Source organism: Nitrosomonas sp. GH22 (assembly GCF_009833115.1).
Taxonomy (GTDB): Bacteria; Pseudomonadota; Gammaproteobacteria; order Burkholderiales; family Nitrosomonadaceae; genus Nitrosomonas; species Nitrosomonas eutropha.
The window spans coordinates 1-22,306 of the sequence record NZ_QRCA01000041.1 but is presented as its reverse complement, the minus strand read 5'-3'; the positions used below and the strand labels follow the sequence as shown (position 1 = coordinate 22,306).

The 22,306-nt window shown below is 48.4% G+C and carries 25 protein-coding genes; 14 read left to right on the top strand and 11 right to left on the bottom strand.

The features are described 5' to 3' along the window. The first annotated feature begins 9 nt into the window (after nucleotides 1-9). From ABF86_RS12935 to ABF86_RS11135, 4 genes are read left to right on the top strand one after another with little or no spacing between them, the layout of a single operon-like run. Complete coding sequence (locus ABF86_RS12935) at nucleotides 10-228, top strand: hypothetical protein (protein WP_240142319.1); 219 nt, start codon at nucleotides 10-12, stop codon at nucleotides 226-228. Beyond that, nucleotides 194-529, top strand: a complete 336-nt coding sequence (locus ABF86_RS11145; RefSeq protein WP_256201592.1) for an LOG family protein — start codon at nucleotides 194-196, stop codon at nucleotides 527-529. Before ABF86_RS12935 ends, ABF86_RS11145 begins: the two co-directional genes overlap by 35 nt. A 42-nt stretch (nucleotides 530-571) precedes the next feature. Beyond that, on the top strand, nucleotides 572-1,090 hold the full coding sequence (locus tag ABF86_RS11140; RefSeq protein WP_143032861.1) for a hypothetical protein: 519 nt from the start codon (nucleotides 572-574) through the stop codon (nucleotides 1,088-1,090). Continuing rightward, nucleotides 1,084-1,794, top strand: a complete 711-nt coding sequence (locus tag ABF86_RS11135) for a hypothetical protein (protein ID WP_074685475.1) — start codon at nucleotides 1,084-1,086, stop codon at nucleotides 1,792-1,794. Before ABF86_RS11140 ends, ABF86_RS11135 begins: the two co-directional genes overlap by 7 nt. Nucleotides 1,795-2,050: 256 nt before the next feature. On the opposite strand, the gene ABF86_RS11130 is transcribed toward ABF86_RS11135, so the two are convergent. Then, a complete protein-coding gene (locus tag ABF86_RS11130; RefSeq protein ID WP_160803607.1) occupies nucleotides 2,051-2,200 on the bottom strand; it encodes a hypothetical protein in 150 nt (49 codons plus the stop codon). Nucleotides 2,201-2,277: 77 nt separating this feature from the next. On the opposite strand from ABF86_RS11130, the gene ABF86_RS13130 reads away from it, so the two are divergent. From ABF86_RS13130 to yedF, 3 genes are all read left to right on the top strand, one after another. Then, the gene (locus ABF86_RS13130; protein ID WP_256201591.1) at nucleotides 2,278-2,406 is read left to right on the top strand and encodes a hypothetical protein; all 129 of its coding nucleotides are present in this window, start codon (nucleotides 2,278-2,280) and stop codon (nucleotides 2,404-2,406) included. A gap of 84 nt (nucleotides 2,407-2,490) precedes the next feature. Continuing rightward, nucleotides 2,491-3,693 carry a selenium metabolism membrane protein YedE/FdhT gene (gene yedE / locus ABF86_RS11125; RefSeq protein ID WP_011634086.1) on the top strand — a complete coding sequence of 401 codons (1,203 nt, stop codon included), beginning with the start codon at nucleotides 2,491-2,493 and terminating at the stop codon, nucleotides 3,691-3,693. Nucleotides 3,694-3,708: 15 nt separating this feature from the next. Then, nucleotides 3,709-3,948 carry a sulfurtransferase-like selenium metabolism protein YedF gene (gene yedF / locus ABF86_RS11120; RefSeq protein WP_011634085.1) on the top strand — a complete coding sequence of 80 codons (240 nt, stop codon included), beginning with the start codon at nucleotides 3,709-3,711 and terminating at the stop codon, nucleotides 3,946-3,948. A 36-nt stretch (nucleotides 3,949-3,984) separates the two neighbouring features. Here the strand turns inward: yedF and cysG are convergent, their stop codons facing one another. The 6 genes from cysG to ABF86_RS11090 form a co-directional block, all read right to left on the bottom strand. Then, nucleotides 3,985-5,415, bottom strand: a complete 1,431-nt coding sequence (gene cysG / locus ABF86_RS11115) for a siroheme synthase CysG (protein ID WP_074685473.1) — start codon at nucleotides 5,413-5,415, stop codon at nucleotides 3,985-3,987. A 177-nt stretch (nucleotides 5,416-5,592) separates the two neighbouring features. After that, on the bottom strand, nucleotides 5,593-6,606 hold the full coding sequence (locus ABF86_RS11110; protein WP_074456116.1) for a PstS family phosphate ABC transporter substrate-binding protein: 1,014 nt from the start codon (nucleotides 6,604-6,606) through the stop codon (nucleotides 5,593-5,595). A 120-nt stretch (nucleotides 6,607-6,726) separates the two neighbouring features. After that, a complete protein-coding gene (glmM, locus tag ABF86_RS11105; RefSeq protein ID WP_011634082.1) occupies nucleotides 6,727-8,103 on the bottom strand; it encodes a phosphoglucosamine mutase in 1,377 nt (458 codons plus the stop codon). 167 nt (nucleotides 8,104-8,270) lie between these two features. After that, the gene (gene folP / locus ABF86_RS11100; protein ID WP_256201590.1) at nucleotides 8,271-9,125 is read right to left on the bottom strand and encodes a dihydropteroate synthase; all 855 of its coding nucleotides are present in this window, start codon (nucleotides 9,123-9,125) and stop codon (nucleotides 8,271-8,273) included. 71 nt (nucleotides 9,126-9,196) lie between these two features. Then, complete coding sequence (ftsH, locus tag ABF86_RS11095) at nucleotides 9,197-11,125, bottom strand: ATP-dependent zinc metalloprotease FtsH (protein ID WP_074456117.1); 1,929 nt, start codon at nucleotides 11,123-11,125, stop codon at nucleotides 9,197-9,199. A 91-nt stretch (nucleotides 11,126-11,216) separates the two neighbouring features. Next, a complete protein-coding gene (locus ABF86_RS11090; RefSeq protein ID WP_011634079.1) occupies nucleotides 11,217-11,837 on the bottom strand; it encodes an RlmE family RNA methyltransferase in 621 nt (206 codons plus the stop codon). A 33-nt stretch (nucleotides 11,838-11,870) separates the two neighbouring features. Here ABF86_RS11090 and yhbY point away from each other — a divergent pair, with 33 nt between their 5' ends. The 3 genes from yhbY (at nucleotide 11,871) to ABF86_RS11075 (ending at nucleotide 13,140) form a co-directional block, all read left to right on the top strand. Continuing rightward, the gene (gene yhbY, locus ABF86_RS11085) at nucleotides 11,871-12,251 is read left to right on the top strand and encodes a ribosome assembly RNA-binding protein YhbY (RefSeq protein ID WP_011634078.1); all 381 of its coding nucleotides are present in this window, start codon (nucleotides 11,871-11,873) and stop codon (nucleotides 12,249-12,251) included. Between the two features lie 98 nt (nucleotides 12,252-12,349). After that, nucleotides 12,350-12,760 carry a CBS domain-containing protein gene (locus ABF86_RS11080; RefSeq protein ID WP_074456118.1) on the top strand — a complete coding sequence of 137 codons (411 nt, stop codon included), beginning with the start codon at nucleotides 12,350-12,352 and terminating at the stop codon, nucleotides 12,758-12,760. After that, complete coding sequence (locus ABF86_RS11075; RefSeq protein ID WP_011634076.1) at nucleotides 12,757-13,140, top strand: CBS domain-containing protein; 384 nt, start codon at nucleotides 12,757-12,759, stop codon at nucleotides 13,138-13,140. The genes ABF86_RS11080 and ABF86_RS11075 overlap by 4 nt, the downstream gene beginning before the upstream one ends. A gap of 181 nt (nucleotides 13,141-13,321) precedes the next feature. Here ABF86_RS11075 and ABF86_RS11070 read toward each other — a convergent pair whose 3' ends face one another. Further along, nucleotides 13,322-13,894 (bottom strand): DNA-3-methyladenine glycosylase, encoded by a 573-nt coding sequence (locus ABF86_RS11070; protein WP_011634075.1) that lies wholly within the window; start codon nucleotides 13,892-13,894, stop codon nucleotides 13,322-13,324. Between the two features lie 22 nt (nucleotides 13,895-13,916). After that, nucleotides 13,917-14,393, bottom strand: coding sequence for a glutathione peroxidase (locus ABF86_RS11065; protein ID WP_011634074.1), 477 nt, complete (start codon nucleotides 14,391-14,393; stop codon nucleotides 13,917-13,919). Between the two features lie 30 nt (nucleotides 14,394-14,423). On the opposite strand from ABF86_RS11065, the gene ABF86_RS11060 reads away from it, so the two are divergent. The 3 genes from ABF86_RS11060 (at nucleotide 14,424) to ABF86_RS11050 (ending at nucleotide 17,561) form a co-directional block, all read left to right on the top strand. Next, nucleotides 14,424-15,017, top strand: a complete 594-nt coding sequence (locus tag ABF86_RS11060) for a carbonate dehydratase (RefSeq protein ID WP_107818418.1) — start codon at nucleotides 14,424-14,426, stop codon at nucleotides 15,015-15,017. Nucleotides 15,018-15,077: 60 nt separating this feature from the next. Then, entirely contained in the window at nucleotides 15,078-15,917 is an 840-nt protein-coding gene (locus ABF86_RS11055) for an SDR family oxidoreductase (RefSeq protein WP_011634072.1), read from the top strand. A gap of 159 nt (nucleotides 15,918-16,076) precedes the next feature. After that, on the top strand, nucleotides 16,077-17,561 hold the full coding sequence (locus ABF86_RS11050; protein WP_074456119.1) for an alpha-amylase family glycosyl hydrolase: 1,485 nt from the start codon (nucleotides 16,077-16,079) through the stop codon (nucleotides 17,559-17,561). A gap of 7 nt (nucleotides 17,562-17,568) precedes the next feature. Here ABF86_RS11050 and ABF86_RS11045 read toward each other — a convergent pair whose 3' ends face one another. Both ABF86_RS11045 and ABF86_RS11040 read right to left on the bottom strand, forming a co-directional pair. Continuing rightward, nucleotides 17,569-20,655: an efflux RND transporter permease subunit gene (locus ABF86_RS11045; RefSeq protein WP_074685471.1), complete on the bottom strand. Its 3,087-nt coding sequence runs from the start codon at nucleotides 20,653-20,655 to the stop codon at nucleotides 17,569-17,571. Further along, entirely contained in the window at nucleotides 20,652-21,767 is a 1,116-nt protein-coding gene (locus tag ABF86_RS11040; RefSeq protein ID WP_256201589.1) for an efflux RND transporter periplasmic adaptor subunit, read from the bottom strand. Before ABF86_RS11040 ends, ABF86_RS11045 begins: the two co-directional genes overlap by 4 nt. A 266-nt stretch (nucleotides 21,768-22,033) precedes the next feature. On the opposite strand from ABF86_RS11040, the gene ABF86_RS11035 reads away from it, so the two are divergent. Continuing rightward, a partial coding sequence (locus tag ABF86_RS11035; RefSeq protein ID WP_160803606.1) for a transposase occupies nucleotides 22,034-22,306 on the top strand: 273 nt, incomplete at its 3' end.

Sequence of the window (22,306 nt, the reverse complement as noted above, 5' to 3'; positions counted from 1 at the left end):
TGGCGGATCTTGATGCGCACCAATCTGGAGGATGTTGGGCTAAGGCAAGAGCTTGCCAGAGCCCGTGGCCGGGTCGATCAAGCACACCACTACGAACAGGCACCCAACCCTCTGCATGTGCCTGGAACTGGCGTTCCGATTCCACTATTTCGCACTGTGCAAGATGCACTTTTTGCTGCACGCAAAGGAGTTGGTGGCTTTCCCTGGTGGCTATGGAACGCTCGATGAGCTGTTCGAGGTGCTGATCCTGATTCAGACCGGCAAGATGCAGCGGATTCCGCTGGTGCTGGTGGGTCGCGCGTTCTGGCGTTGCGTGATTGATTTCGATCCTCTGCTCGACGAATCTATGTCTGTCCATCCGATCTCGACTTGTTCACTTGCGCGGACGAAGCCGAGGAAATCCTCATTACCCTCGAACGCTTTTATATCAACGAGGCAGCAGGACATGAACACAAAGCAGCGGTCGATCGCTGAATCTGGGATCATGATGCATACGATTGACTCGCTGCTGATGTTGGTAATTCTTTGAAATTTGTCCGGCTGTGCGATACGCAGCGAGCTGCAGCCGGCGGTGCACATCAATGCGGTCAAGCTGCAACAACATGTGGCGCGCCAAGCGTGCCGACATTCTCAGCAGCAGGATCCTCAGCGCGTCGACTATGCAGACCCTCAGCATGAGCGGCCTAGACCCGCAGCCGTGCGCCACGCCATCCTCAAGTACCTGCCATTCCGGCGCTGGCTGCGGCACCCGGCTTGTCGAATGAAGACAGGTTCCGCATTGGCCGAACTCTGGCTGCAGCAGGCCTGCAACCCTGGCTGGAGACAGCGCGCCACGCCTGGGCATACCTCTTTTTCACCGAACACACGCCAGGCCAGCACCACCATGAGCAGGGACAATTGGCACGTGCGCGTTCGCCTGCAGGCACGCTTGTCTACCAGCGTGACCGCGCCGCAAAAATTGCTGCCGGCGGCACAGTTGGATTTCCAGAGCGTGCGCAGCATGCATCGCCGCGCCGGATTCGGCGCAGAGCTGGTGGCCGTGCTGCATCCGCAACGCCGCATCATCATGCAGCCATTCGCCAGTTGCTGATTCAGTCCCATGATCACTTTGATCCGGACGGCACTGTGCCCGCCTCGAAAAACATGGTGGTCATCGGCCATAGCATGGGGGGAATGATTGCTCGCCTGCTGGTCTCATCGGCTGACAATCAACTGCACGACTGGGCCATGGCCGATGCAAGAACCGACCCGAACCAGAACGACCCCGAGCGCACGCTGCTGGATCCCATGTTGCACTTCGAATCCCTTGCCGGTATTGAGCGTGCCATTTTTATCGCGACCCTGCACCGGGGCACTGCAATCACTGGCTACCAACCTGTGCGCTGGCTGTCCGGCTTGTTTCGGTTGCCATTGACGGCGCTGGAAGCCGTGACCGACGCCGTGGTCCCTTCAGTTCAGGCCACAGGGCAGGCTCAGGATGGCTATCTGCAAGGAACCCTGAACAGCATTGACCATCTCAATCAGGACGATCCCTTTGTTCAGGCTGCCACAAAACTGCCGATCTCACCCGAGGTACGTTACCATTCCATCATTGCCCGCACCAATGCCGACGGGCCGCTGGCCGATTCCGACGCCGGCCTGGTACCGTATCGCAGCGCGCACCTGCCGGACGCTGTATCTGAAAAAATCATCATCTCAGGCCACAAGCGTGCAGGAAAACGTCGCAGCGATCCTAGAAGTACGCCGCATCCTGCGGAGGATTTGGCCGCCTCCACACAAGTATCACCATACTAGGTTAAGGGTAAACGGGCAAGCGCGTCGCTCGGCAGGGCCAGCTGCCAGTCGTGAGCAGCCAGTGTGAGTCTGTCCGGCAGTGGCAAGCCCAGGTGGTATGCCTTACTACTGGCAACTGCAATGTAATTTTGCCCCCCTGAATTAAGTTGGTCATTTTTCTACGAAGTGGCTGCTATTCTATTGTTAACACGGGAGAGAGCAATGACCATTAGGGTATTAAAGAAACAGGGAAAGAGGATTAAAGCAAACTGGTATATCACGCAATACGGTTAAAAAATATCTCGACGATCAAGTGATGCCGCGTTACAGCAAACTCGACCCGTTTAAAGCCTATATTCAGCAGCGCATCCAGGCCGCACATCCTGACTGGATTTACAGCGGTAATGTTATCAGGAGATACTGGCACAGGGTTACCAGGGCAAGATACGGGTATTGAGCAGCTATATAGCTTGTTTGAAACCATGAGCAAAGCCATATCCAGTAGTGCGTTTTGAAGCAGAAAATGGCTGGAAAAAAAGCTGTGTTTTGCCTGAAATTGATAAAATTTTAGGAAACATTAAAGAAATCATAATTTTTGGATCAATGATGGTTATCGGTACAAAGACTCCTTAATCACTACATTCAAAAGTAAAATACATGTAAAAGTTATAAACTATAAAATATACCACGCGTATTCATGGGGCAAAAGAATAGAAAATGAGTTGGTACAACTTCAAATATCAGTATCTGGTACGTTTTTGGTTACCCGTACCTGCAGTGATTGCAGCCGGTATTCTCTCTGCCTTTTACTTCGGCGTTACCGGCACTTTCTGGGCCGTAACAGGTGAATTCACCCGCTGGGGCGGTCATATCCTGCAATGGCTGGGCCTGGATGTTTCCCACTGGGGTTATTTTCAGGTCATCGGTCTGCAGGGCTCACCGCTGACACGTATTGATGGAGTGATGATCCTCGGTATGTTTGCAGGGTGTTTCTCGGCAGCATTATGGGCCAATAACGTCAAGTTGCGTTTACCACAGCACCGCATTCGTGTGTTCCAGGCCATTGTGGGGGGCATTATTGCCGGCTTTGGAGCGCGCCTGGCTATGGGATGTAATCTGGCGGCGTTTTTTACCGGTATTCCACAGTTTTCTTTGCATGCCTGGTTTTTTGCTATTGCTACCGCAATCGGCTCGCTGGCGGGCGCCAAGGTCAGCCTGTTACCGGTATTTCGCATCCCGGTACAGCTGCAAAAAGTGTCGGCAGCGCAACCGCTTAATCAGCATGCAACCCGGGAACGGCAACACTTTTGCATCGGCATGCTATTGTTTATCGCTTTTGTGCTGTGGGCGGCTTCCAAGGCGCTGGATGAACCCAAGCTGGGTTATGCTGCCTTGTTTGGCCTGGCTTTTGGCCTCATTATTGAACGTGCGCAGGTGTGTTTCACTTCAGCGTTTCGTGATCTGTGGATTACTGGTCGTACACAAATGGCTAAAGCGATTATCGCGGGTATGGCAGTAGGCACAATTGGTGTTTACAGCTACGTACAACTGGGAATGGATTCTAAAATATTCTGGGCCGGGCCAAATGCAGTCATTGGTGGATTGTTGTTCGGCTTTGGCATCGTGCTGGCAGGTGGTTGCGAAACAGGCTGGATGTATCGCGCTGTGGAAGGACAGGTGCATTTCTGGCTGGTGGGATTAGGTAACATCATCGGTTCCACACTGCTGGCACTGGTGTGGGATGATCTGGCACCCCTCCTTGTCGTAAATTTTGACAAGATCAATCTCCTTAAAACATTCGGACCGCAAGGCGGTCTACTGGCCACCTACATTATGCTGGGTGTATTTCTGGCACTGGTGCTGTACTGGGAAAAATATTTCTTTGCCCGGAAAGCCCGTCAAGCTTCGCAAACAGCCTGAACATAAGCGCTTCCTATGAAATCAACTACCATCATCCCTGATTTTCGTCTCGATATGATAGGAGAACCCTGCCCCTATCCTGCTGTAGCAACGTTGGAAGCTATGCCCCAGTTGCGGCCGGGGCAGATTCTGGAGGTGATTTCCGATTGCCCGCAGTCAATTAACAACATCCCGATTGATGCCAGAAATCATGGCTACGAGGTTCTGGAGATTCAGCAGGATGGTCCCACTATTCGTTATTTGATCCGCCGTTAAGATAACGCCCGTCACCAAATCAGCTGAGGTTTGAAGCTAAGGGTGTTTCGAGTAGCCAGGTGTGTTTCCCAAAGATTCTGAAGTCGAATTGAACCAGGCAAGTTTCTGACGAAGCTTGACCACTTCTCCCACAATAATGAGTGTTGGCGGCTTCAATGGATTTTCCTGAATGATTGTCGGCAACGTTGCAAGTGTGCCGGTGAGAACACACTGATTGGGGGTTGTACCCTGCTGAATAATAGCAGCTGGTGTCGTTTTTGGCAGACCATGAGCAATCAACTGTCGGCATAACTCGGAGACGCCCAGCAATCCCATGTAGACGACAATCGTCTGGTTAGGACGCGCCAGCGCTGACCAGTCAAGCTGTACAGTGTTGTCTTTCAGATGTCCGGTTACAAAAACGCAGGAATGCGCGTAATCCCGGTGGGTCAAAGGGATACCTGCATAACTAGCTACACCGGATGCGGCTGTAATTCCGGGAACAACCTGGAATGGGATCTGATGTTGTGACAAAGTTTCGATTTCCTCGCCCCCTCGTCCAAAAATAAAAGGATCGCCACCTTTCAACCGCAGCACACGTTTACCTTCTTGCGCCAGCTTGATCAACAGGTTATTGATTGATGTCTGCGGCAAAGTATGTTGATTACGCTCCTTACCGGCATAGATACGGTCAGCATCCTGTCTGACCATATCCAAAATGGCCGGAGCAACCAGCCGATCATAAATCACCACGTCTGCCTGCTGCATCAGGCGCATAGCGCGGAAAGTCAACAGATCCGGGTCTCCAGGGCCTGCTCCCACCAGATAAACTTCCCCGATCGGAGGTTGATCCACACTATTATTCAAGGTTTCTAATAAATAATCCTGGGCAGCCTGATCCTTGCCGGCAAATACCATTTCTGCAAACGGCCCTTGAAGCATTTTTTCCCAAAAGAAGCGACGATTTTCCTGACGAGAAAAATGCTGCCTGACTTGCCCGCGAAACTGCGCAGCATAAGTCGCCAGTCGACCATAAGCAGCGGGGATTGATGCTTCCAGTCGTGCACGCAACAGCCTTGCCAGTACTGGAGAACTGCCACCGCTTGATACTGCAACGATAATCGGAGAGCGATCCAAAATGGAAGGCATGATAAAGGTGCATAAATCCGGATTATCGACAACGTTTACTGGAATACCTGCTTTCCGGGCTGCAACCGAGACAGCCTGGTTGGTTGCTCGATCATGCGTAGCGGCAATAACCAGCACCCTACCCTGCAAGTGATCCGGGCGGAAGGTTTCAGCGTTATGCGAGATTGAAGAGAATTGCTGCAACAAACCAGTAAATTCCGCATTAATTGTAGGGGAAACGACATGGATATGCGCCCCTGCTCGCAGTAGCAACTTCGCCTTTCGGGCTGCAACACTTCCTCCGCCAACAATCAGACAATTTCGCTGTTTAATGTTGAGAAAAACTGGAAAGTAATCCATACAGACAAAATAGGGCTTAATAAACAAGGAGCCGTCTGGCCTGTTAAAGGTTAATCAGAACGATGTAATAACCTCTTATTCCGGAATTACATATCCGGTTCAGTATCTGTACTTCTGTTACTGCTGATATGTGTTATCTCTTGCCCACGATCAGAACTCAGGCCATGGATGTACCGGTTATTGAACTCTTTCCCGCTTATACAGTTCCTCAATGGTCATACTCATGCCAGCTTCCCCACCGAATACTGTGCCGAGTGTCTTGTTCTGGAGATGTTTGATATTGAAATCGTAGAATTCCTTTTTTAGCGGGAAATATCTTACTTCCTCAATCAATTGCTGTGCGTGTTGCATGTAAAAGATAACAAATTCCTTTATTTCCGGTTTGTTTGCTGATTTTGCATTTACATAAATAAAGAGAGGACGCGATAATGGCTGGTAACTTCCATTTTGTACGGTAAGCATGGAAGGTAGAACACCGCCAGCACCATGATCAATCGCCACAGCTTTCAGTTTCTTCTGATTTTCGATGTAGTAGGCAAAGCCAAAGAAACCTAATGCATTTAAATCGCTCGCCACACCCTGAACGAGTACATTATCATCTTCCGAGGCAGTAAAATCTCCACGACTGGATTTTGCCTTACCGACCACGGCTTCGGTGAAATAGTCGAATGTACCTGAATCAGCTCCTGCGCCGAAAAGTTTGATTCTGGCATCAGGCCAGGCCGGGTTGATTTGATTCCAGTTAAGTATCTTTTCTTGCGCTGCAGGCTCCCACATTTTTTTTAACTCGGCGATTGTTATGGATTTAATCCAATTGTTCCTGGGGTTGACCGCCACCGTCAATGCATCAAAAGCAATTGGCATCTCGATGTACTGCACACCATTCCGCCTACATTGCTCCATTTCAGAAGACAGGATCGGGCGAGATGCATTCACAATATCAATTTCCCCTCTGCAGAATTTTTTGAATCCCCCGCCCGTACCGGAGATACCAGCGGTAACCATAGTGGCCCCTTTTTTAGCAGTTTGAAAATCCTCAGAAACAGCTTCTGTAATCGGGAAAACAGTACTCGATCCATCTATCTTAATAAGCGACCTGGCTTGAATATACCCACTGATTCCACTCAAAAGGATAAAGGCTGTAATTAAAAATCTGGCTCTACTACTGGATTTTGATAAAAACTGTTGCATGATAGTCATCCTGATATTCAAGAATTAAAGAAAAGATATCTGACCTGTATACCCTACAACTCTAACTTCAAGTATTCACCAAAGATAAACGAGATATATTACAGCCTTGTGATGATAAGCTCAGTGCCCAACAGTTGAAGCAACAGCCTGTTGCTGAATTGTTCCAGCAATTTTCTCAGCCCAGTATTCAATCTGTTGAGGGTCTTTTCCTTCCACCATCACCCTGATTAACGGTTCAGTTCCAGAAGCACGCAGCAAAATACGCCCATCATTTCCCAATGCCTGTTCCGCCTCATTTTTGCATATCTCTACTGCTTGATCGTTCTGAAAATCAAAATCTCTAGAAATCTTTACATTGATTAACCGTTGGGGAAAGAAAGTAACATCATGCATCAAGTCGGCAAACATCAAACCCGTGTCACGTAATGCGTACAAAACCTGGAGGGCTGAAATAATTCCGTCACCTGTCGTATGTTTATCACGGCAAATAATATGGCCGGAATTCTCGGCACCCAAGTACCAGTCATTTTGTTGCAGCAATTCAGACACATAACGATCTCCGACATTTGCCCGGGCAAATGGAATCCCAATCCGCTCAAAAGCTTGCTCAACAGCCAGATTGGTCATGAGTGTCCCAACTACTCCACCTTGTAGTACACCACGCTGTTGTCGATGTTTAGCGATAATGTAGGCCAGACTGTCACCATCGTATACTACCCCTTCTCCACTCACCATCAGCACCCGGTCGCCATCGCCATCTACAGCAATACCAAAATCTGCACCGTGTTGCAAAACTGCACCTTGCAGCGTCATGATATGGGTTGCACCACATTCATGATTAATGTTGAATCCGTCCGGATTTGCATGAATAGTTACAACATCAGCGCCCAGTTCATGCATCACATGCCCGGCGACCTGGTAATCTGCACCATTGGCACAATCAACCACGATTTTCCAGCCTCGTAAATCAAGCTGATTAGGAAAAGTACTTTTACAAAATTCGATATATCGGCCTTCTTCATCCTTGAGACGTTGTACTCTACCTAATTTGATAGAAGGTGCTGTTTCTATAGGAAAATCCAGTTCAGCTTCGATTTGAAGTTCCATACTATCAGGTAGTTTTGAGCCTTCAGAAGAGAAAAATTTAATGCCGTTATCATAAAACGGATTATGTGAGGCAGAAATAACTGCTCCAGCCTGAATGCGCAGCGCTCGCACAAGGTAGGCCACAGCAGGGGTTGGTAATGGCCCGGATAGCAGAACATCTACCCCTGCCGCTGAGAAACCGGCTTCCAGCGCAGATTCCAGCATGTATCCGGATATGCGTGTATCTTTTCCAATCAGGATGGTTGGTCGTTTATCTGCAGCCAGTTTCCAATCGGACGCCAGCAATACTTTGCCAACAGCATACCCCAGACGCAGGAAGAATTCGGGCGTGATCGGAAATTCCCCTACCTTTCCACGAATGCCATCTGTACCAAAATATTTTTTCTTCATATCAGTGTCGCTTCCCTGTTGAATTCCAAATCAAAGCATGTAACCGGATTCACAATATCGCAATCAACATCCCACAGACGCGAGCGTCTGATAGATCAACAGCAACCAGCCACTCAATCGTCATATTTGTATTATATGGGCCTTGTTATTGATTACCGTACACCCAACTATTGGTCGGGTGACGGGTATATCAGAAAACCCGGATGAATACGATCCATTGCCGCAAACACTGAAAACGCATCACGAGTTGCCTTGACATCATGTACCCGTACAATCCTGGCACCTTGTCCCACTGCTAGAAGAGCGGCTGCCACACTGGCATACACACGATTATCAACTGGATTGCCCGTAATCATTCCCAGCATTGATTTACGTGAAATGCCGGCCATAACAGGTAGATCCATAGCAATGAATTGATTCAGATGGTGTAACAAGGCGAGATTGTGCTCCAGTGTTTTACCAAAGCCAAAACCGGGATCAATAATGATTCGCTCACGCGTAATCCCGGCTGATACTGCTAATGCAACATGTTGTTTCAGAAAAGCCATAACCTCGGCAACTACATCCGAATACTGCGGATCAAGCTGCATTGTCTCCGGCCGTCCTTGCATGTGCATGAGACAAGCCATAACAGAGCTGTCTGCAACAACTTCCAGTGCACCGGGAGCTTGCAGCGCATTGGTATCATTGATAAGAACAACCCCGGCATTAATAGCGGCTTGCATCACTTCCGGTTTGGCAGTATCAACCGAAACTGGAATATTCATATTCAGTGCAAATTCTATGACGGGCATGATTCGTGACAGTTCTTCGTCCGATTCAACAGATCGACTCCCAGGACGGGTAGATTCACCCCCGATATCAAGGATATCTGCACCTTCCTGAACTAGGCGACTCACTTGTTCAATCGCTTTCTCCGTTGTATCAAAACAGCCACCATCAGAAAAAGAATCGGGCGTGACATTGATCACCCCCATGATCAGCGGGCGGTTTTCTTGAAGAATCCTTTGCAGTTTATTCACTTGGATAAGAAAAAATGGCCTGTACGTTTTATTTCCCGTACAGGCCATTAATTAAGAATACTACAATTTTTCTAGGCTTCTACTTTTTGAGCAGGTGCTTCTTCTGTTGTTGCAGGCTCACTTGTGGGTTGTTTTACCTCACCGCTTGTGCTGGTTGAACCTTTATCTTGCCGTGGAGAAGAAGAAGGTGATTGCGGCGGACGCGGCGGGCGACCTTCCATAATATCTTTGATCTGGTCACTGTCTATCGTCTCCCATTCAAGCAATGCTTGTGTCATCGCCTCGATTTTATCCTTATTCTCCTCGATGATCTTGCGCGCAAGTGCATATTGCTCATCAACGATCCGACGAATCTCGGCATCGACCATTTTCATGGTTGCTTCACTCAGATTCCTGTGCGTAGTAACTGAACGCCCAAGGAACACCTCTCCCTCGTTTTCACCATACACCATAGGTCCCAGCGTATCGGACATACCCCATTGCGTCACCATCTTGCGGGCGGTATCTGTTGCCCGTTCAAAGTCATTAGATGCGCCGGTTGTCATCTGGTTCATGAACACTTCCTCTGCAATACGGCCGCCAAACATGACAGCAATCGTCTGCAAAATCTGATCGCGATCCATACTGTAACGATCTTCAGCAGGAAGCTGCATAGTTACACCTAGTGCACGTCCGCGCGGGATAATTGAAACCTTGTGAACCGGATCGGTTTTAGGCAGCAAATAAGCCACTACCGCATGCCCCGATTCATGATAAGCAGTATTGCGCCGCTCATTTTCGGGCATAACAACGGAACGACGTTCTGCACCCATCAGAATCTTGTCTTTTGCACGTTCAAAGTCATCCATATCAACCAGACGTTTGTTGGATCGTGCAGCAAACAAGGCGGCCTCATTGACCAGATTGGCCAAATCAGCTCCTGACATACCAGGTGTACCCCTTGCCAAGATACTGGCTTTCACATCAGGGGATATAGGAACTTTGCGCATATGTACCAGCAAAATCTGTTCCCGACCACGAATATCCGGCAGCGGGACAACAACCTGTCTATCGAATCGACCTGGACGCAGCAAAGCAGGATCCAATACATCCGGGCGGTTGGTGGCAGCAATAACAATTACACCCATATTGCCTTCAAAGCCATCCATTTCAACCAGCAATTGGTTCAACGTCTGTTCGCGCTCATCATTTCCACCTCCCAGACCTGCGCCACGCTGACGGCCGACCGCATCAATCTCGTCAATGAAGATAATGCAAGGTGCATGTTTTTTCGCCTGCTCAAACATATCTCTCACTCTGGAGGCACCGACACCGACAAACATTTCGACGAAATCCGAACCGGAAATACTGAAAAATGGTACTTTTGCTTCACCGGCAATGGCGCGGGCAAGCAGCGTTTTACCTGTTCCCGGATTACCACACATTAGTACACCGCGAGGAATACGACCACCTAGTTTCTGGAATCGGGAAGGATCCCTCAAAAACTCGACCAACTCGGCAACTTCTTCTTTGGCTTCTTCACAACCAGCCACATCCGCAAAAGTCACGTTGTTACTCTTATGATCAAGCATCCTGGCTTTACTTTTCCCGAATGAGAAAGCACCGCCGCTACGACCGCCCCCTTGCATCTGGCGCATGAAAAAGATCCAGACAGCAATTAACAGCAACATCGGGAACCATGACACAAGGATGCTCATCAGCATGGAAGGTTCTTCTTCCGGCTTAGCTTCCACAGCCACTCCAGCCTTTAGAAGATCACTTACCAGCCACGGATCGGAAGGTGAATGGACAATAAACGAGCGGCCATCTGTTTTTGCACCTCTCAAGGTACGACCGTCGATTACTACCTTGGCAATCCTGCCTTGGTGCATTTCACTGATAAATTGTGAATATTCCATGGGAGGCTGTGATGGCTGTCGGGTGGAGAACTGATTGAAGACTGTCATCAATACCAATGCAATCACCAGCCAGATAGCCATGTTCTTAATCAAATTATTCATATTAGCTCCTCAATTTTGCTTCTCGACGAAACCGAATTTTTGAAACGCTGCGGTTTATCTGTATCTGTTACAGGACTGTTACCGCAGTCTATCAGATTATTTTTTCCAGTCCCAGCAAATATAACTCTTTACTTCGATCTCGCGAAGCCTTTGGTTTCCTGATGACGACTTTTGCAAAATCAGCCTGCATTAATTGTCGGAATGCCTCAAAGTCACTCCCCTGAAATACTTTGACAAGAAAGTTTTCACCGGGGTTCAAATGTTCGCGACAGAACATCAAAGCAAGTTCTGCCAGATACATGCCGTGAGCCTGATCACTGACACGAATACCGGTAAGATTGGGTGACATATCGGAAATTACAAGATCTGCCCGTTTCCCATCCAGAACTTTCTCCAATGCGGCCAGAACACCATTTTCACGAAAATCGCCTTGAATGAATGTCGCACCAGGTAAGGATTGCATATCCAGCATATCCAGCGCAAAAACCTTTCCGGTCGGCCCGACAGATTCGAGTGCCACTTGTGACCAGCTGCCAGGCGACGCTCCCAGATCAACAACCGTCATTCCCGGTGAAAAAAGTGCATCGCGCTCGGCGATTTCCTGTAATTTGTAGGCCGCACGCGAACGATAACCTTCGTGGTTAGCCTTGCGGACAAAGTTATCGTTGATATGCGCTTTTATCCAGGCTCTGCTGGTTCTGGCAGATTTCATCAGGTAAAATCCAGTGTTTTTAGGAAGGTTGTAATGCTTGAACTTGATATGGCTCTGCGCCGGCAGCTTACGGCCAGTGCGCACCACCTGAATCCGGTAGTAACGATTGGCAAGGATGGCCTGGCAGAAAGTATTATTAGTGAGCTCGATCGGAGTCTTTTGAAGCATGAGCTTATCAAGATTAAAGTGCTTGAAGGCGACCGGGACCAGAGAACTTCTTTGCTGGAGAAAATTTGCCTTTCTCTAAATGCCGCACCTATCAAGCAGATCGGTAAGATTTTGATTATATACCGGATCAACCCGGATAAAAAAAACGTCGAGACCACGGCTTTGAGCATATCCAAGTCTGGCTTTAAACCAAAACGCAAACCCAAACCTGCGCAACGAATGAAGAAAGCCCTACCGAGAAAATAAACAGCCGAAGAAACTGATTGCTATTTCTCTCGGACAAGATTCCCTAATACTTAGTGATCTGGTATAACTCAGACCAGTTTACGCATATGGAGATGCTTATGAGTACAAAACTGGAACTGCCGATTCAGGAATTTACCACCCCCTATCCGGTCACCGCGCGCGAGGATAGCTCAATTGAGGAGTTACTGGATATCGTCAAGAATCTCAAGGTGCGCCACATTCCCATCATGTCGAATGGAAAAATCACGGGCATCGTCAGCGATCGGGATCTCAGAATCGTTTCGGCATTGAGTGCCCGTGAAAAGTTCCTGGTCCGAGCAGATGATCTAATGACGCCCGATCCCGTGACTTTTCAGGGCAACACCTCCATCGAGGATGTGATTCTGGAAATGTCAGAGAAAAAAATCGGCAGCGTTCTGGTGGCAGATGAAAAGGGAGATCTGCAGGGTATATTCACAGTAACTGATGCACTGGATGTTCTGATTGAGATATTACGAGGCAGAAAATGACACAAGTTCGTGATCTGATGACGCCTATGCCTCAAACCATAGGCTTCGATATTTCAGTGGAAAAAGCCCTGGAGATAATGAAAGAATGTGCCTGCCATCATCTCCCCGTACTGGATGGTGGAAAACTGGTTGGCGTATTGAGTGACAGAGATCTATCAATGGCCAGACATGACTCAAATGATGTTAAAGCCGAACATCTTGTCAAGGATCTCATGAGTGATGCACCCATCGTAATCGAACCTTCCGCCGAAATTAATACCGCTATCCGGACAATGCTGGATAACAAAATCAACAGTCTTATTGTCAGAGTAGAAGGGAACCAGCCGTGGGGTATCCTTACTTCAACTGATCTTTTGCGCCACATTGTAGAAAAAACCTAAAGCAAACCACGCCGACAAGCCTTGGAGGAAATAAAGAATATCTACTTTATTTTCTCCAGCAGCGCTATTAAGTATAAAAATCAAGCCAATAATTTCAGAAACACACTTCCAGCTTCCGGGTTATCACAAACCACATCAGCCCTTACTGACAAGGACTCGACTTACTCGCTTCTGCAGAAATTCAGCGAAATGGACGACTTAGAAAGCGCGACCCAGCCAACCCAAAACGCCAGGGTATTTCTTTTGCCCTGGAGATACCAATACGCGGCCCGGTAATAACTGTTACTGGAGTTGTGGCCGGCAGAAGCTGAAACGGAGGAATATCAACCGGCATGCCACTATGCGCCATAGTAATTCCGAGCGCCTGACAAAGCCGCCCGGGACCTGCGCAGAGCAAACGTACATTATCCAGCCCGCGTCGTTTCCGCATAACATCCAATCCTCCTGCCAGCGGCTCCAGTGCGCGGATCAGCACCCCGGCACCATGGCCTGGCGGACAGCACACAATATTGAAGCACCAATGTATGCCGTAAGAGCGATAGACATACGCATGGCACGGTGGCCCGAACATCACCTGATTGCGCGGCGTTATTCCACCAAAACAATGTGAGGCAGGATCCTCATGATCATAAGCCTCCACCTCCACAATCCGACCACCTACACCATTCAGCATAAGCGTCACGCCTATCAGGGAACGCGCCACTTCAGCAGAGGGAGCTGAAAAATCAATATCAAGAGATGAAACCAGATTCATACACGACAAACATTCAATAAAATTAGAGCAACTGTTCGATATCTCCAACCAGAGATTCCGGCTTATCAACTGGCGCATAACGTTTAACCACTTTCCCGGTTCTATCTACCAGAAACTTGGTGAAATTCCATTTGATACCCTTGGAACCCAGCACACCAGGTTTTTCATTCTTCAGATATTGGTAGAGCGGATGGGTATTGGTACCATTCACCTCAATCTTTGCAAATAAAGGAAAGCTGATGTTGTAACCGGATGAGCAAAATTCCTGAATTTCACGTTCATTACCCGGTTCCTGGCGGCCAAATTGGTTACAGGGAAAAGCAAGTACAACCAGCCCCTGATCCTTGTATCGTCGATATAACGCTTCCAAACTCTGATACTGAGGTGTAAAACCACATTTACTGGCCGTGTTCACTATCAGCAAGACTTTACCCTTATAATCGCTGAGCAGTTTATTCTGCCCATCAATCGTTTTTATACCATAGTCATAGATATCCATCGCTATTTATAATGCTACTCAGAAATTATCATGATTAGAAAAAACCCCACGGGTGATCAGCCGATCGTCCACGAAAGTGCTTTTGTTGATCCCACTGCCATTCTCTGTGGACGTGTTGTCGTACACGAAAATGCGTTTATCGGGCCATACGTTGTCATTCGGGCGGATGAGGTGGATGAAGCCGGAAATATGGAACCCATTACAATAGGTGTGCATTCCAATATTCAGGATGGCGTAGTCATTCACTCCAAATTGGGTGCAGCAGTTACTATCAGGGAGCGCACCTCAATCGCCCACCGGGCAATTGTACACGGGCCTTGTACTGTCGGCCCCGGAGTGTTCATTGGATTTAACAGTGTACTGTTCAACTGCACAATCGGTGAAGGATGTGTCGTTCGCCACAATTCAGTCGTTGATAGCTGCGATCTGCCACCAGGCTTTTATGTTCCTTCCACACAACGCATCAGGCCAAAAACCGACCTGGCTTCCATCAAAAAAGTAACCCCCCAAGCATCAAAATTTTCTGAGGATGTCGCCAGAACCAACAAAATACCCTTGTACAAGGGTATAAGCGTATTCAGAATGAACTTTAGGGAACTTCGGACAACCCGCAGCGTAAATTGATCATCACCCAGATGCTGCTCATACTCCCTCTTTTATTTTAATATCGCTCAAATCCAGCTTATGAAAAAATCCATATTGATTACCGGTTGCTCCAGCGGCATTGGCTATTGCGTTGCGCATGAATTGCAGACGCGCGGTTACCGTGTTTTTGCCACCGCCCGCAGGCAGGAAAGTGTGGACATGTTGCTTGCTGAGGGATTAGAAAGTTTCCAACTTGATCTGAACGATTCCAGCTCAATTCAACGCGCAGTTGAAGAAACCCTGAATCGCAGCAATGGCCAATTGTATGCATTATTTAACAATGGTGCATATGGCCTGCCTGGGGCGGTTGAAGATCTCAGTCGGGAAGCCATGCGCGCCCAATTTGAAACCAATTTTTTTGGTTGGGTGGAGCTGACCAATCTGATCTTGCCCGTCATGCGCAAGCAGGAACAGGGTCGTATCATACAAAACAGCTCCATACTTGGCTTTGCTGCCATGCCGTTCCGTGGCGCGTACAACGCCTCCAAATTTGCAGTCGAAGGCTGGAGCGATACCTTACGGCTGGAACTGAGAGGGAGCAATATTTTTGTCAGCCTGATCGAACCAGGGCCAATTGCCACGAAATTCCGTGCCAACGCAATGAAGGCGTTTGAACGCTACATCGATATCGAGCACAGTATTCACCGCGAGAAATACCTCATTGTTCAGGACCGGCTGAACAAGCAGGGACCCACTGTCCCTTTCACTCTGCCTCCAGAAGCCGTATTGAAAAAGGTGATCTGTATACTTGAATCACGTACCCCTGATGCCCGCTATTACGTTACCTTTCCGACCCACATGTTTGGCCTTCTCAAGCGCATCTTGCCCGTTTCTGTACTGGATAAATTATTGGCTAAGGCCGGGCACAAGCATCAGTAAAGAAATATAGTGCTCAAATATTTCCAGACACATAGTTAGATTCTTTTCAAGAATTATGCATAATGAATGCTTGGTAATTTATCGTTGCAGCCGAAGGGCAAACTATTGATCGGTATGCTACTGGCTCTCCCGAAAATTGATGAAAATTAGAAATATTCTATGACCGTCCCTTCCTATCCCCTGCTGTATCAGCTCAACGCCCGCATCAAACAGTACGAGCTTTCACGCGCTGCTATCTCACCTCCCCCACTGAATGATTGGCCTGATAGTGAATGGGATCGGTTAGCTGAACTGGGGTTTGACTGGGTATGGCTGCTTGGCGTATGGGAAACCGGAAAAGCTGGCCAGCGTGTTTCACGTACACAGCCTGGTTGGCAGAAAAGCTTTAAGGCCACCTGCTTACCGGATCTATCCGAGACAGATATTTGCGGTTCCTGCTTTGCCATTACCCGTTATCAGGTGGCCGACAGACTGGGAGGAAACAAGGCGCTACAGCACCTGCGCCACAAACTCAATGAACGCGGATTGCGCCTCATGCTCGATTTCGTTCCTAATCACACCGCACTGGATCATCCCTGGATGCAGACACACCCCGAGTTCTATATCAACGGGACACGGGAGGATTTACAGCGCAATCCACAAAACTATGTTGCACTTGTATCGAATTCATCTGGCAAAGATCAGCGAATTTTTGCCTATGGCCGTGACCCTTACTTTGATGGCTGGCCAGATACCCTACAACTGGATTACAGCAATCCTGCCGTACAACAGGCGATGCAAGTAGAACTGCTAAACATTGCCAAGCTGTGCGACGGCGTACGTTGTGATATGGCCATGCTGTTGTTACCGCAAATTTTTGAACGTACTTGGCAGCGCTCTATTACCTCCTTCTGGCCTGCCACCATTCAGGCAGTCCGCAAACAATTTCCGGGTTTCCTTTTTCTGGCTGAAGTGTACTGGGATCTGGAATGGATGCTGCAGCAGCAAGGATTTGATTACACTTACGACAAACGATTATATGATCGGCTACTTAGCCAAGTTCCCAAACCTGTGCACGACCATCTCACAGCAGATATCACTTATCAGCGCAAACTCGCCCGGTTCTTGGAGAATCACGATGAGCAGCGCGCGGCAACTGTTTTTCCACCGACTGTGCATGAAGCAGCAGCCATGATCAATTATCTGGCACCAGGGATGCGTTTTTTTCAGGCTGGACAACTGGAAGGCAAGCGGGTACATATCCCGATTCACTTATGCAGAAGTCCGGTTGAGCCGACAGACTCCAGACTCAGTCACTTTTATCAACAGCTACTGCAGATTCTGAAAAATCCGGTGTTACGACAGGGAAACTGGGTATTGCTGGAATGCTTGCCGGCCCAGAAAGAGAATGGGACTTGGAATAATTTCATCGCATACCGCTGGCAGGGAGAAAACAGTGACTCTCTGCTAATCATCGTCAACTACGCACCCCATCCGGGCCAATGTCTAGTGGAGTTTGCTGATTTACAACCAAAAGAAAGTACCGGGAGCTGGCATGATCTGATGAATCCGAGTGAATCGTTACCAGTTCGGATAGAAAATATTACTCAGCTTTTTGTTGACCTGCCTGCCTGGGGTTACCGCATTCTGGAAAAGCAACCTTAACCTCAACTCATTCAGTGGAGGCACGCCGGGAGAGATGCAATTTATCCACTGTCTGCATCACCAGGGAATAAACGGCCGGCACCACCACTAATGTAAGCAGTGTTGAGGAAACCATGCCCCCGATAACTGCAACAGCAAGCGGGCGATTGGTTTCAGCACCGGCCCCCAGCCCCATCGCTGCCGGCAGCAGTGCGAGGATGACAGTCAACGAGGTCATCAGCACTGGCCGCAGCCGGATCGGACAGGCCTCCTTAAGAGCTGCATCAATAGACTTGCCCTGTTCACGCAGTTGATTAGTTAGATCAATCAACAGGATGGAATTTTTTGCCACCAGGCCGATCAGCAACACCAGCCCGATCATAGAAAAGATGTTGAGTGAATTGCCCGTCAGCCACAAGGCAAAAATACCGCCAATAATGGCAAGTGGCTGTGCCACCATAATGATAAGCGGCTGCAGAAAGGAATTGAACTGACTGGCCAGCACCATGTAAAGCAAAATCAGTGCAAGCGTAAAAATAAATACGGTACTCTTCATCGTCTTGGCCAATTCTTCCGCCTGCCCGGTAAGTTTTACCGTATAACCCGGCGGCAATAATTCAGTAGCCTGCTGAAATACACTATCGGTTGCTTTATCCAGCGGCAGTATAGGGTTGATATAGAACATCGCCGCATATTGCAGATCAAAGCGCCCGATTAACGCGGCACCCAGGGTATCCCGAAATTCAGCAACCGCATCCAGTCTTACCAGCTCATTCCCGTTACTTCTCAGATAAATCTTTTTCAGATCGTCCAACTGGCTAAACCGATCTTCCTTACCTTTAATCCGGATCTCATAGCGTTGCCCATCCCCGGGATCATCGTTGAATCTGGCCACGTCAACACCACCGGTAAACATATTGATTGCCGTGGCAATATCGGTTGCAGATATACCGAGACTGGCAGCACGTGTCCGGTCTATATTCACGATCAGCTGCGGCAAATCAAGATCAAGATCAAGATCAACCTTGCCCATCCCTGGAATTCTTCCCAACCGTAGCTGCATTTCCTTAGCCAGACGCCCCACTTTCTGCAGATTGGAGCCAGTCAAATTAAATTGTAATTTTTCTGAGCGTTGGCCACGCACAATGGAAATCGGGGCAGGAAACGCCCGGACGCCAGGAATTTTATCGAAATGTTCTCTCAGTTCACGCATCAACACCTTCTGGCTCATATTACGGGCGTTTCGATCATACAAGCGTACATTGACAAACCCTTTATTCACCTGGCCATCCTGCCCGGCCCCAATCATTCCAAGATAACTGATTATTTCTGAAGGATAAGTTGCCAATACACGTTCAATCAGCCTGAGGCGTGAATCAGTGTAGTCAATACTTGAACCAAGTGGCGTTCTGAACGTTATTGTAAATACACCTTCATCCGTTTCTGGAGAAAATTCCTTATCTACTTTCCCAAAGAAGAAAATACTGCTCAATACCATTATGATGGTAAGCACAATGACTTTCCAACGATGCTGTATGGAAAACGTCAGCAGCAAAACATAACGCTGATCCATACGATCAAACCAGTTATCCAGCCAATAATAGAGACGACCATGTTTCCGATCGACACGCAAATAACGTGAACACAGCATAGGTGTCAGCGTTAATGAAACAAGCAGGGAAATCAGCACACCAAAGGTAACAACCACAGCAAATGACTTGAAGAATTTGCCGATGATACCTTCCATAAAGATTACTGGTGCAAAGATACATACCAGCGCCAGCGTAGCTGCCATGACAGCGAATACCACTTCGTGACTGCCTCTAATCGAGGCAGCCACCACATCCACTTTACCGTGCCTTGCCTGATCGCGACTCATATGCCGGAAAATATTCTCCAACACCACGATGGCATCATCCACCACCACCCCGATCAGCAACAGCAAAGCCAGCAACGTCATGGTGTTAAAAGTAAAACCCGAGAAATACATGACAGCAATGGCACCCATCAGTGATACCGGAATTGCAGTCGCAATAATCAGCGTTGAACGCACTGAACGCAGAAACAACCAGACGATCAGCGCAGCCAGCAAGGTACCTTCGACTAGATGTTCCTGCAGTGCATATACCAGCTCCTTGATAAAAATCGCATCACTGGAAGAAATACTGATACGCATCCCGGGCGGCAAGCTCGGATTGATATCTTCTGCCAGCCGGCGCTCAACTTCATCGATAATAGCAACCGTGTTGGCATTTGAAACCTTGACAATTCCCAGTCCTAGCGAGGGTAGCCCATTGAATCGGGCCACTTGGCGGTAATCAGCCAGATCATCCGCAATCTCTGCAATTTCCTTCAATCTGATCGGAGCACCTTCACGGTAAGCTACGATCAGATTGCCCACATCTTTTAGATTATGAAACTCTAAATCCAGCTTGATTAATCTCTCCGTGTTTTTACCTGTCAGGAAGCCACCCGGTAGCTGAATATGCTCGCGCCGAAAAGCATTGATGACATCGCTGGCAGCCAGGTTATAGGTAGCCATACGCTCGGGCAAAACATTGATTCGTATCGTGCGATCTCGCCGCCCTCCCAGACGAACCTCACCGACACCATCAATGGTTTCCAGTTTTTTCTTGATGACATTAAATCCATACAGATTAAGTTGCTGTAAAGTCCGATCACCCTGCAGCGACAGCCACATCACAGGCTGTGCGTTAGTTTCGATTTTGCGTACGATTGGCGGGTCGGTATCATCTGGCAAACGTTTCAGAATCTGGCTGATATTTGCCTGCACCTCGTTATAGGCAACATCAATATTCTTATCCAGAACGAAGGTGATTGTTGTCGTTGAGACACTCGGAGAAGAGCTGGATTGCACATGTTCAATACCGGGAATGGTATTAATGGCGGTTTCAATAATGCCGGTAATACTGGCATCAACAATATCAGGGTTTGCTCCAGCCAGTGTCGTAGTTACCGAAATGACTGGAAATTCGATATATGGCCAGCGATCCATTCCAATTCGCTGATAACTGATAACACCTAGCAATACCAGTAATCCTGAAACCATCCACGCCAGCACATGGCGCTTGATCGACAGCTCTGGCAGCGTCATGAATTCGCTTGCCCCAGTATTTCCCTTTGTATAGTGACCTTGGTGCCGTCGGTAAGAAAAGCTGCACCATCCAGCACTATCTGCTCACCTGCTTGTACGCCATCAATGATTTCAACCATTCCATCCTGATTTAATCCGGTTCGCACGACACGCTGTTCAACCTGCTCGCCATTGATAGCATAAACCACCTGGCCTGCCGGCCTGAGCACTACACTCTGCTCCGGCACAACCACTACATTCTCACGCACGCCAAGGATGACCACACCACTAACGCTTGCACCCGCGTGCCAACCAGGCTGGTTCTCAATATAGACAAGTGCATCAATCGCCCGATTGCTAACACCAATTGCAGGCTTCAATTCCCTGATACGGGAAATAATTTCAGTATCAGAGGTAGGTGTGCTCAGCCTAACTTCAAGATTCGGTCTGATATATGAAGCGATACTTTCCGGGAATGGCAGATGTGCGCGCAAATGCTGATTACTGATAATTTGTAGCAACGGATCGCCAACCTTGACATAGTCTCCCTCAACAACAGTCTGGGATTCAATTTTTCCATCCATTGGCGAAAACAAGCGTGTCTTAGATTTATTATGTTCAATTGTGGCCAGACGGGATTTCGCTCCTTCCAGCTGCCGGCGCAATGCTATTTCCTGAGTCTTGACATCATCCAACACGATCTGGGAAATAAAATTTCGTTCTACCAGCCGGGTATTACGTTCGACTGAACGCTGTTGGTTTTCCAGCAACGCCTCCAGTCTTGCCACCTCGCTGAGCGCTTCACGTCGTAGCAGCTGATGATCCGCCGGATCCAACAAAGCAATTTCCTGTCCTTTTTTCACATGTTGCCCCTGGCGCACCAATACTTTAAGGACACGCCCAGATACTTCCGCTGCGATCGTGGGATCCATTATGCCCTCCAGTGAACCAATGGATTCCTCTCGTACTTCTATAGACACATTCCTGGCCGTAGCTACACTGACTGCTGGCGGGTTAGCTGTTTTTATAACCTCTTCCTGCTTACCACAAGCAGCAAGCATCAGCACCAGAACGATACACAACAGTTTCTCTACCCTACTCAACACCACAGTCAACGCTCTCCTGTAATCCACAAATGGCAACCACGTGATCTACCACATCAAGATTATCCCAGCTGTAAATTTACCGGATCACTCGGTAGACAGCTGTCTCACACACAATCAGAATGTGTCCCCCGCAAGAGGTAAAGAATCGAGGAATATTATCAAATATATACCCTTTATCTTCTTAAAAATAAAAAGTCTTTTCCTTTTCGTGAGATTTAGAAACAAATGATAAAGCTAGAGTATAGGGCCTGAGAACCTGTTCAAAATCTCTGGGAGTATGAGAGACTCGGGAGATGAGAAAAAGTTACCTGAGCGACATCAGTCGTGAACAATTCGAGCTTATCAAGCCTTTGCTGGAGAGCGCGCGCAGGAAGACCAGCCCTCGACGAATAGATCTGTACGAGGTTTTTTGTGCGGTGCTGTATTTGCTCAAGAGCGGCTGCCAGTGGCGAGCCCTGCCTAATGACTTTCCCAAATGGCGCACTGTCCACTCATACTGGGCCATCTGGAGTGAGCCGCGCGAAGGAGGCAGCCTGCTGGAGCAGGCATTAAAAAAATCAGGTTGG

Excerpts from the sequence above, each read along its gene's own strand:
- ABF86_RS11055 (WP_011634072.1), top strand. The coding sequence starts at position 15,078 with ATGAAAAAATCCATATTGATTACCGGTTGCTCCAGCGGCATTGGCTAT.
- cysG (WP_074685473.1), bottom strand. The coding sequence starts at position 5,415 with ATGGATTACTTTCCAGTTTTTCTCAACATTAAACAGCGAAATTGTCTG.
- ABF86_RS11075 (WP_011634076.1), top strand. The coding sequence starts at position 12,757 with ATGACACAAGTTCGTGATCTGATGACGCCTATGCCTCAAACCATAGGC.
- ABF86_RS11080 (WP_074456118.1), top strand. The coding sequence starts at position 12,350 with ATGAGTACAAAACTGGAACTGCCGATTCAGGAATTTACCACCCCCTAT.
- ABF86_RS11065 (WP_011634074.1), bottom strand. The coding sequence starts at position 14,393 with ATGGATATCTATGACTATGGTATAAAAACGATTGATGGGCAGAATAAA.
- ABF86_RS11050 (WP_074456119.1), top strand. The coding sequence starts at position 16,077 with ATGACCGTCCCTTCCTATCCCCTGCTGTATCAGCTCAACGCCCGCATC.
- yedE (WP_011634086.1), top strand. The coding sequence starts at position 2,491 with ATGAGTTGGTACAACTTCAAATATCAGTATCTGGTACGTTTTTGGTTA.
- glmM (WP_011634082.1), bottom strand. The coding sequence starts at position 8,103 with ATGAAGAAAAAATATTTTGGTACAGATGGCATTCGTGGAAAGGTAGGG.
- ABF86_RS11110 (WP_074456116.1), bottom strand. The coding sequence starts at position 6,606 with ATGCAACAGTTTTTATCAAAATCCAGTAGTAGAGCCAGATTTTTAATT.
- yedF (WP_011634085.1), top strand. The coding sequence starts at position 3,709 with ATGAAATCAACTACCATCATCCCTGATTTTCGTCTCGATATGATAGGA.
- ABF86_RS11045 (WP_074685471.1), bottom strand. The coding sequence starts at position 20,655 with ATGACGCTGCCAGAGCTGTCGATCAAGCGCCATGTGCTGGCGTGGATG.
- ABF86_RS11090 (WP_011634079.1), bottom strand. The coding sequence starts at position 11,837 with ATGAAATCTGCCAGAACCAGCAGAGCCTGGATAAAAGCGCATATCAAC.
- ABF86_RS11060 (WP_107818418.1), top strand. The coding sequence starts at position 14,424 with ATGATTAGAAAAAACCCCACGGGTGATCAGCCGATCGTCCACGAAAGT.
- yhbY (WP_011634078.1), top strand. The coding sequence starts at position 11,871 with ATGCTTGAACTTGATATGGCTCTGCGCCGGCAGCTTACGGCCAGTGCG.
- ABF86_RS11070 (WP_011634075.1), bottom strand. The coding sequence starts at position 13,894 with ATGAATCTGGTTTCATCTCTTGATATTGATTTTTCAGCTCCCTCTGCT.
- ftsH (WP_074456117.1), bottom strand. The coding sequence starts at position 11,125 with ATGAATAATTTGATTAAGAACATGGCTATCTGGCTGGTGATTGCATTG.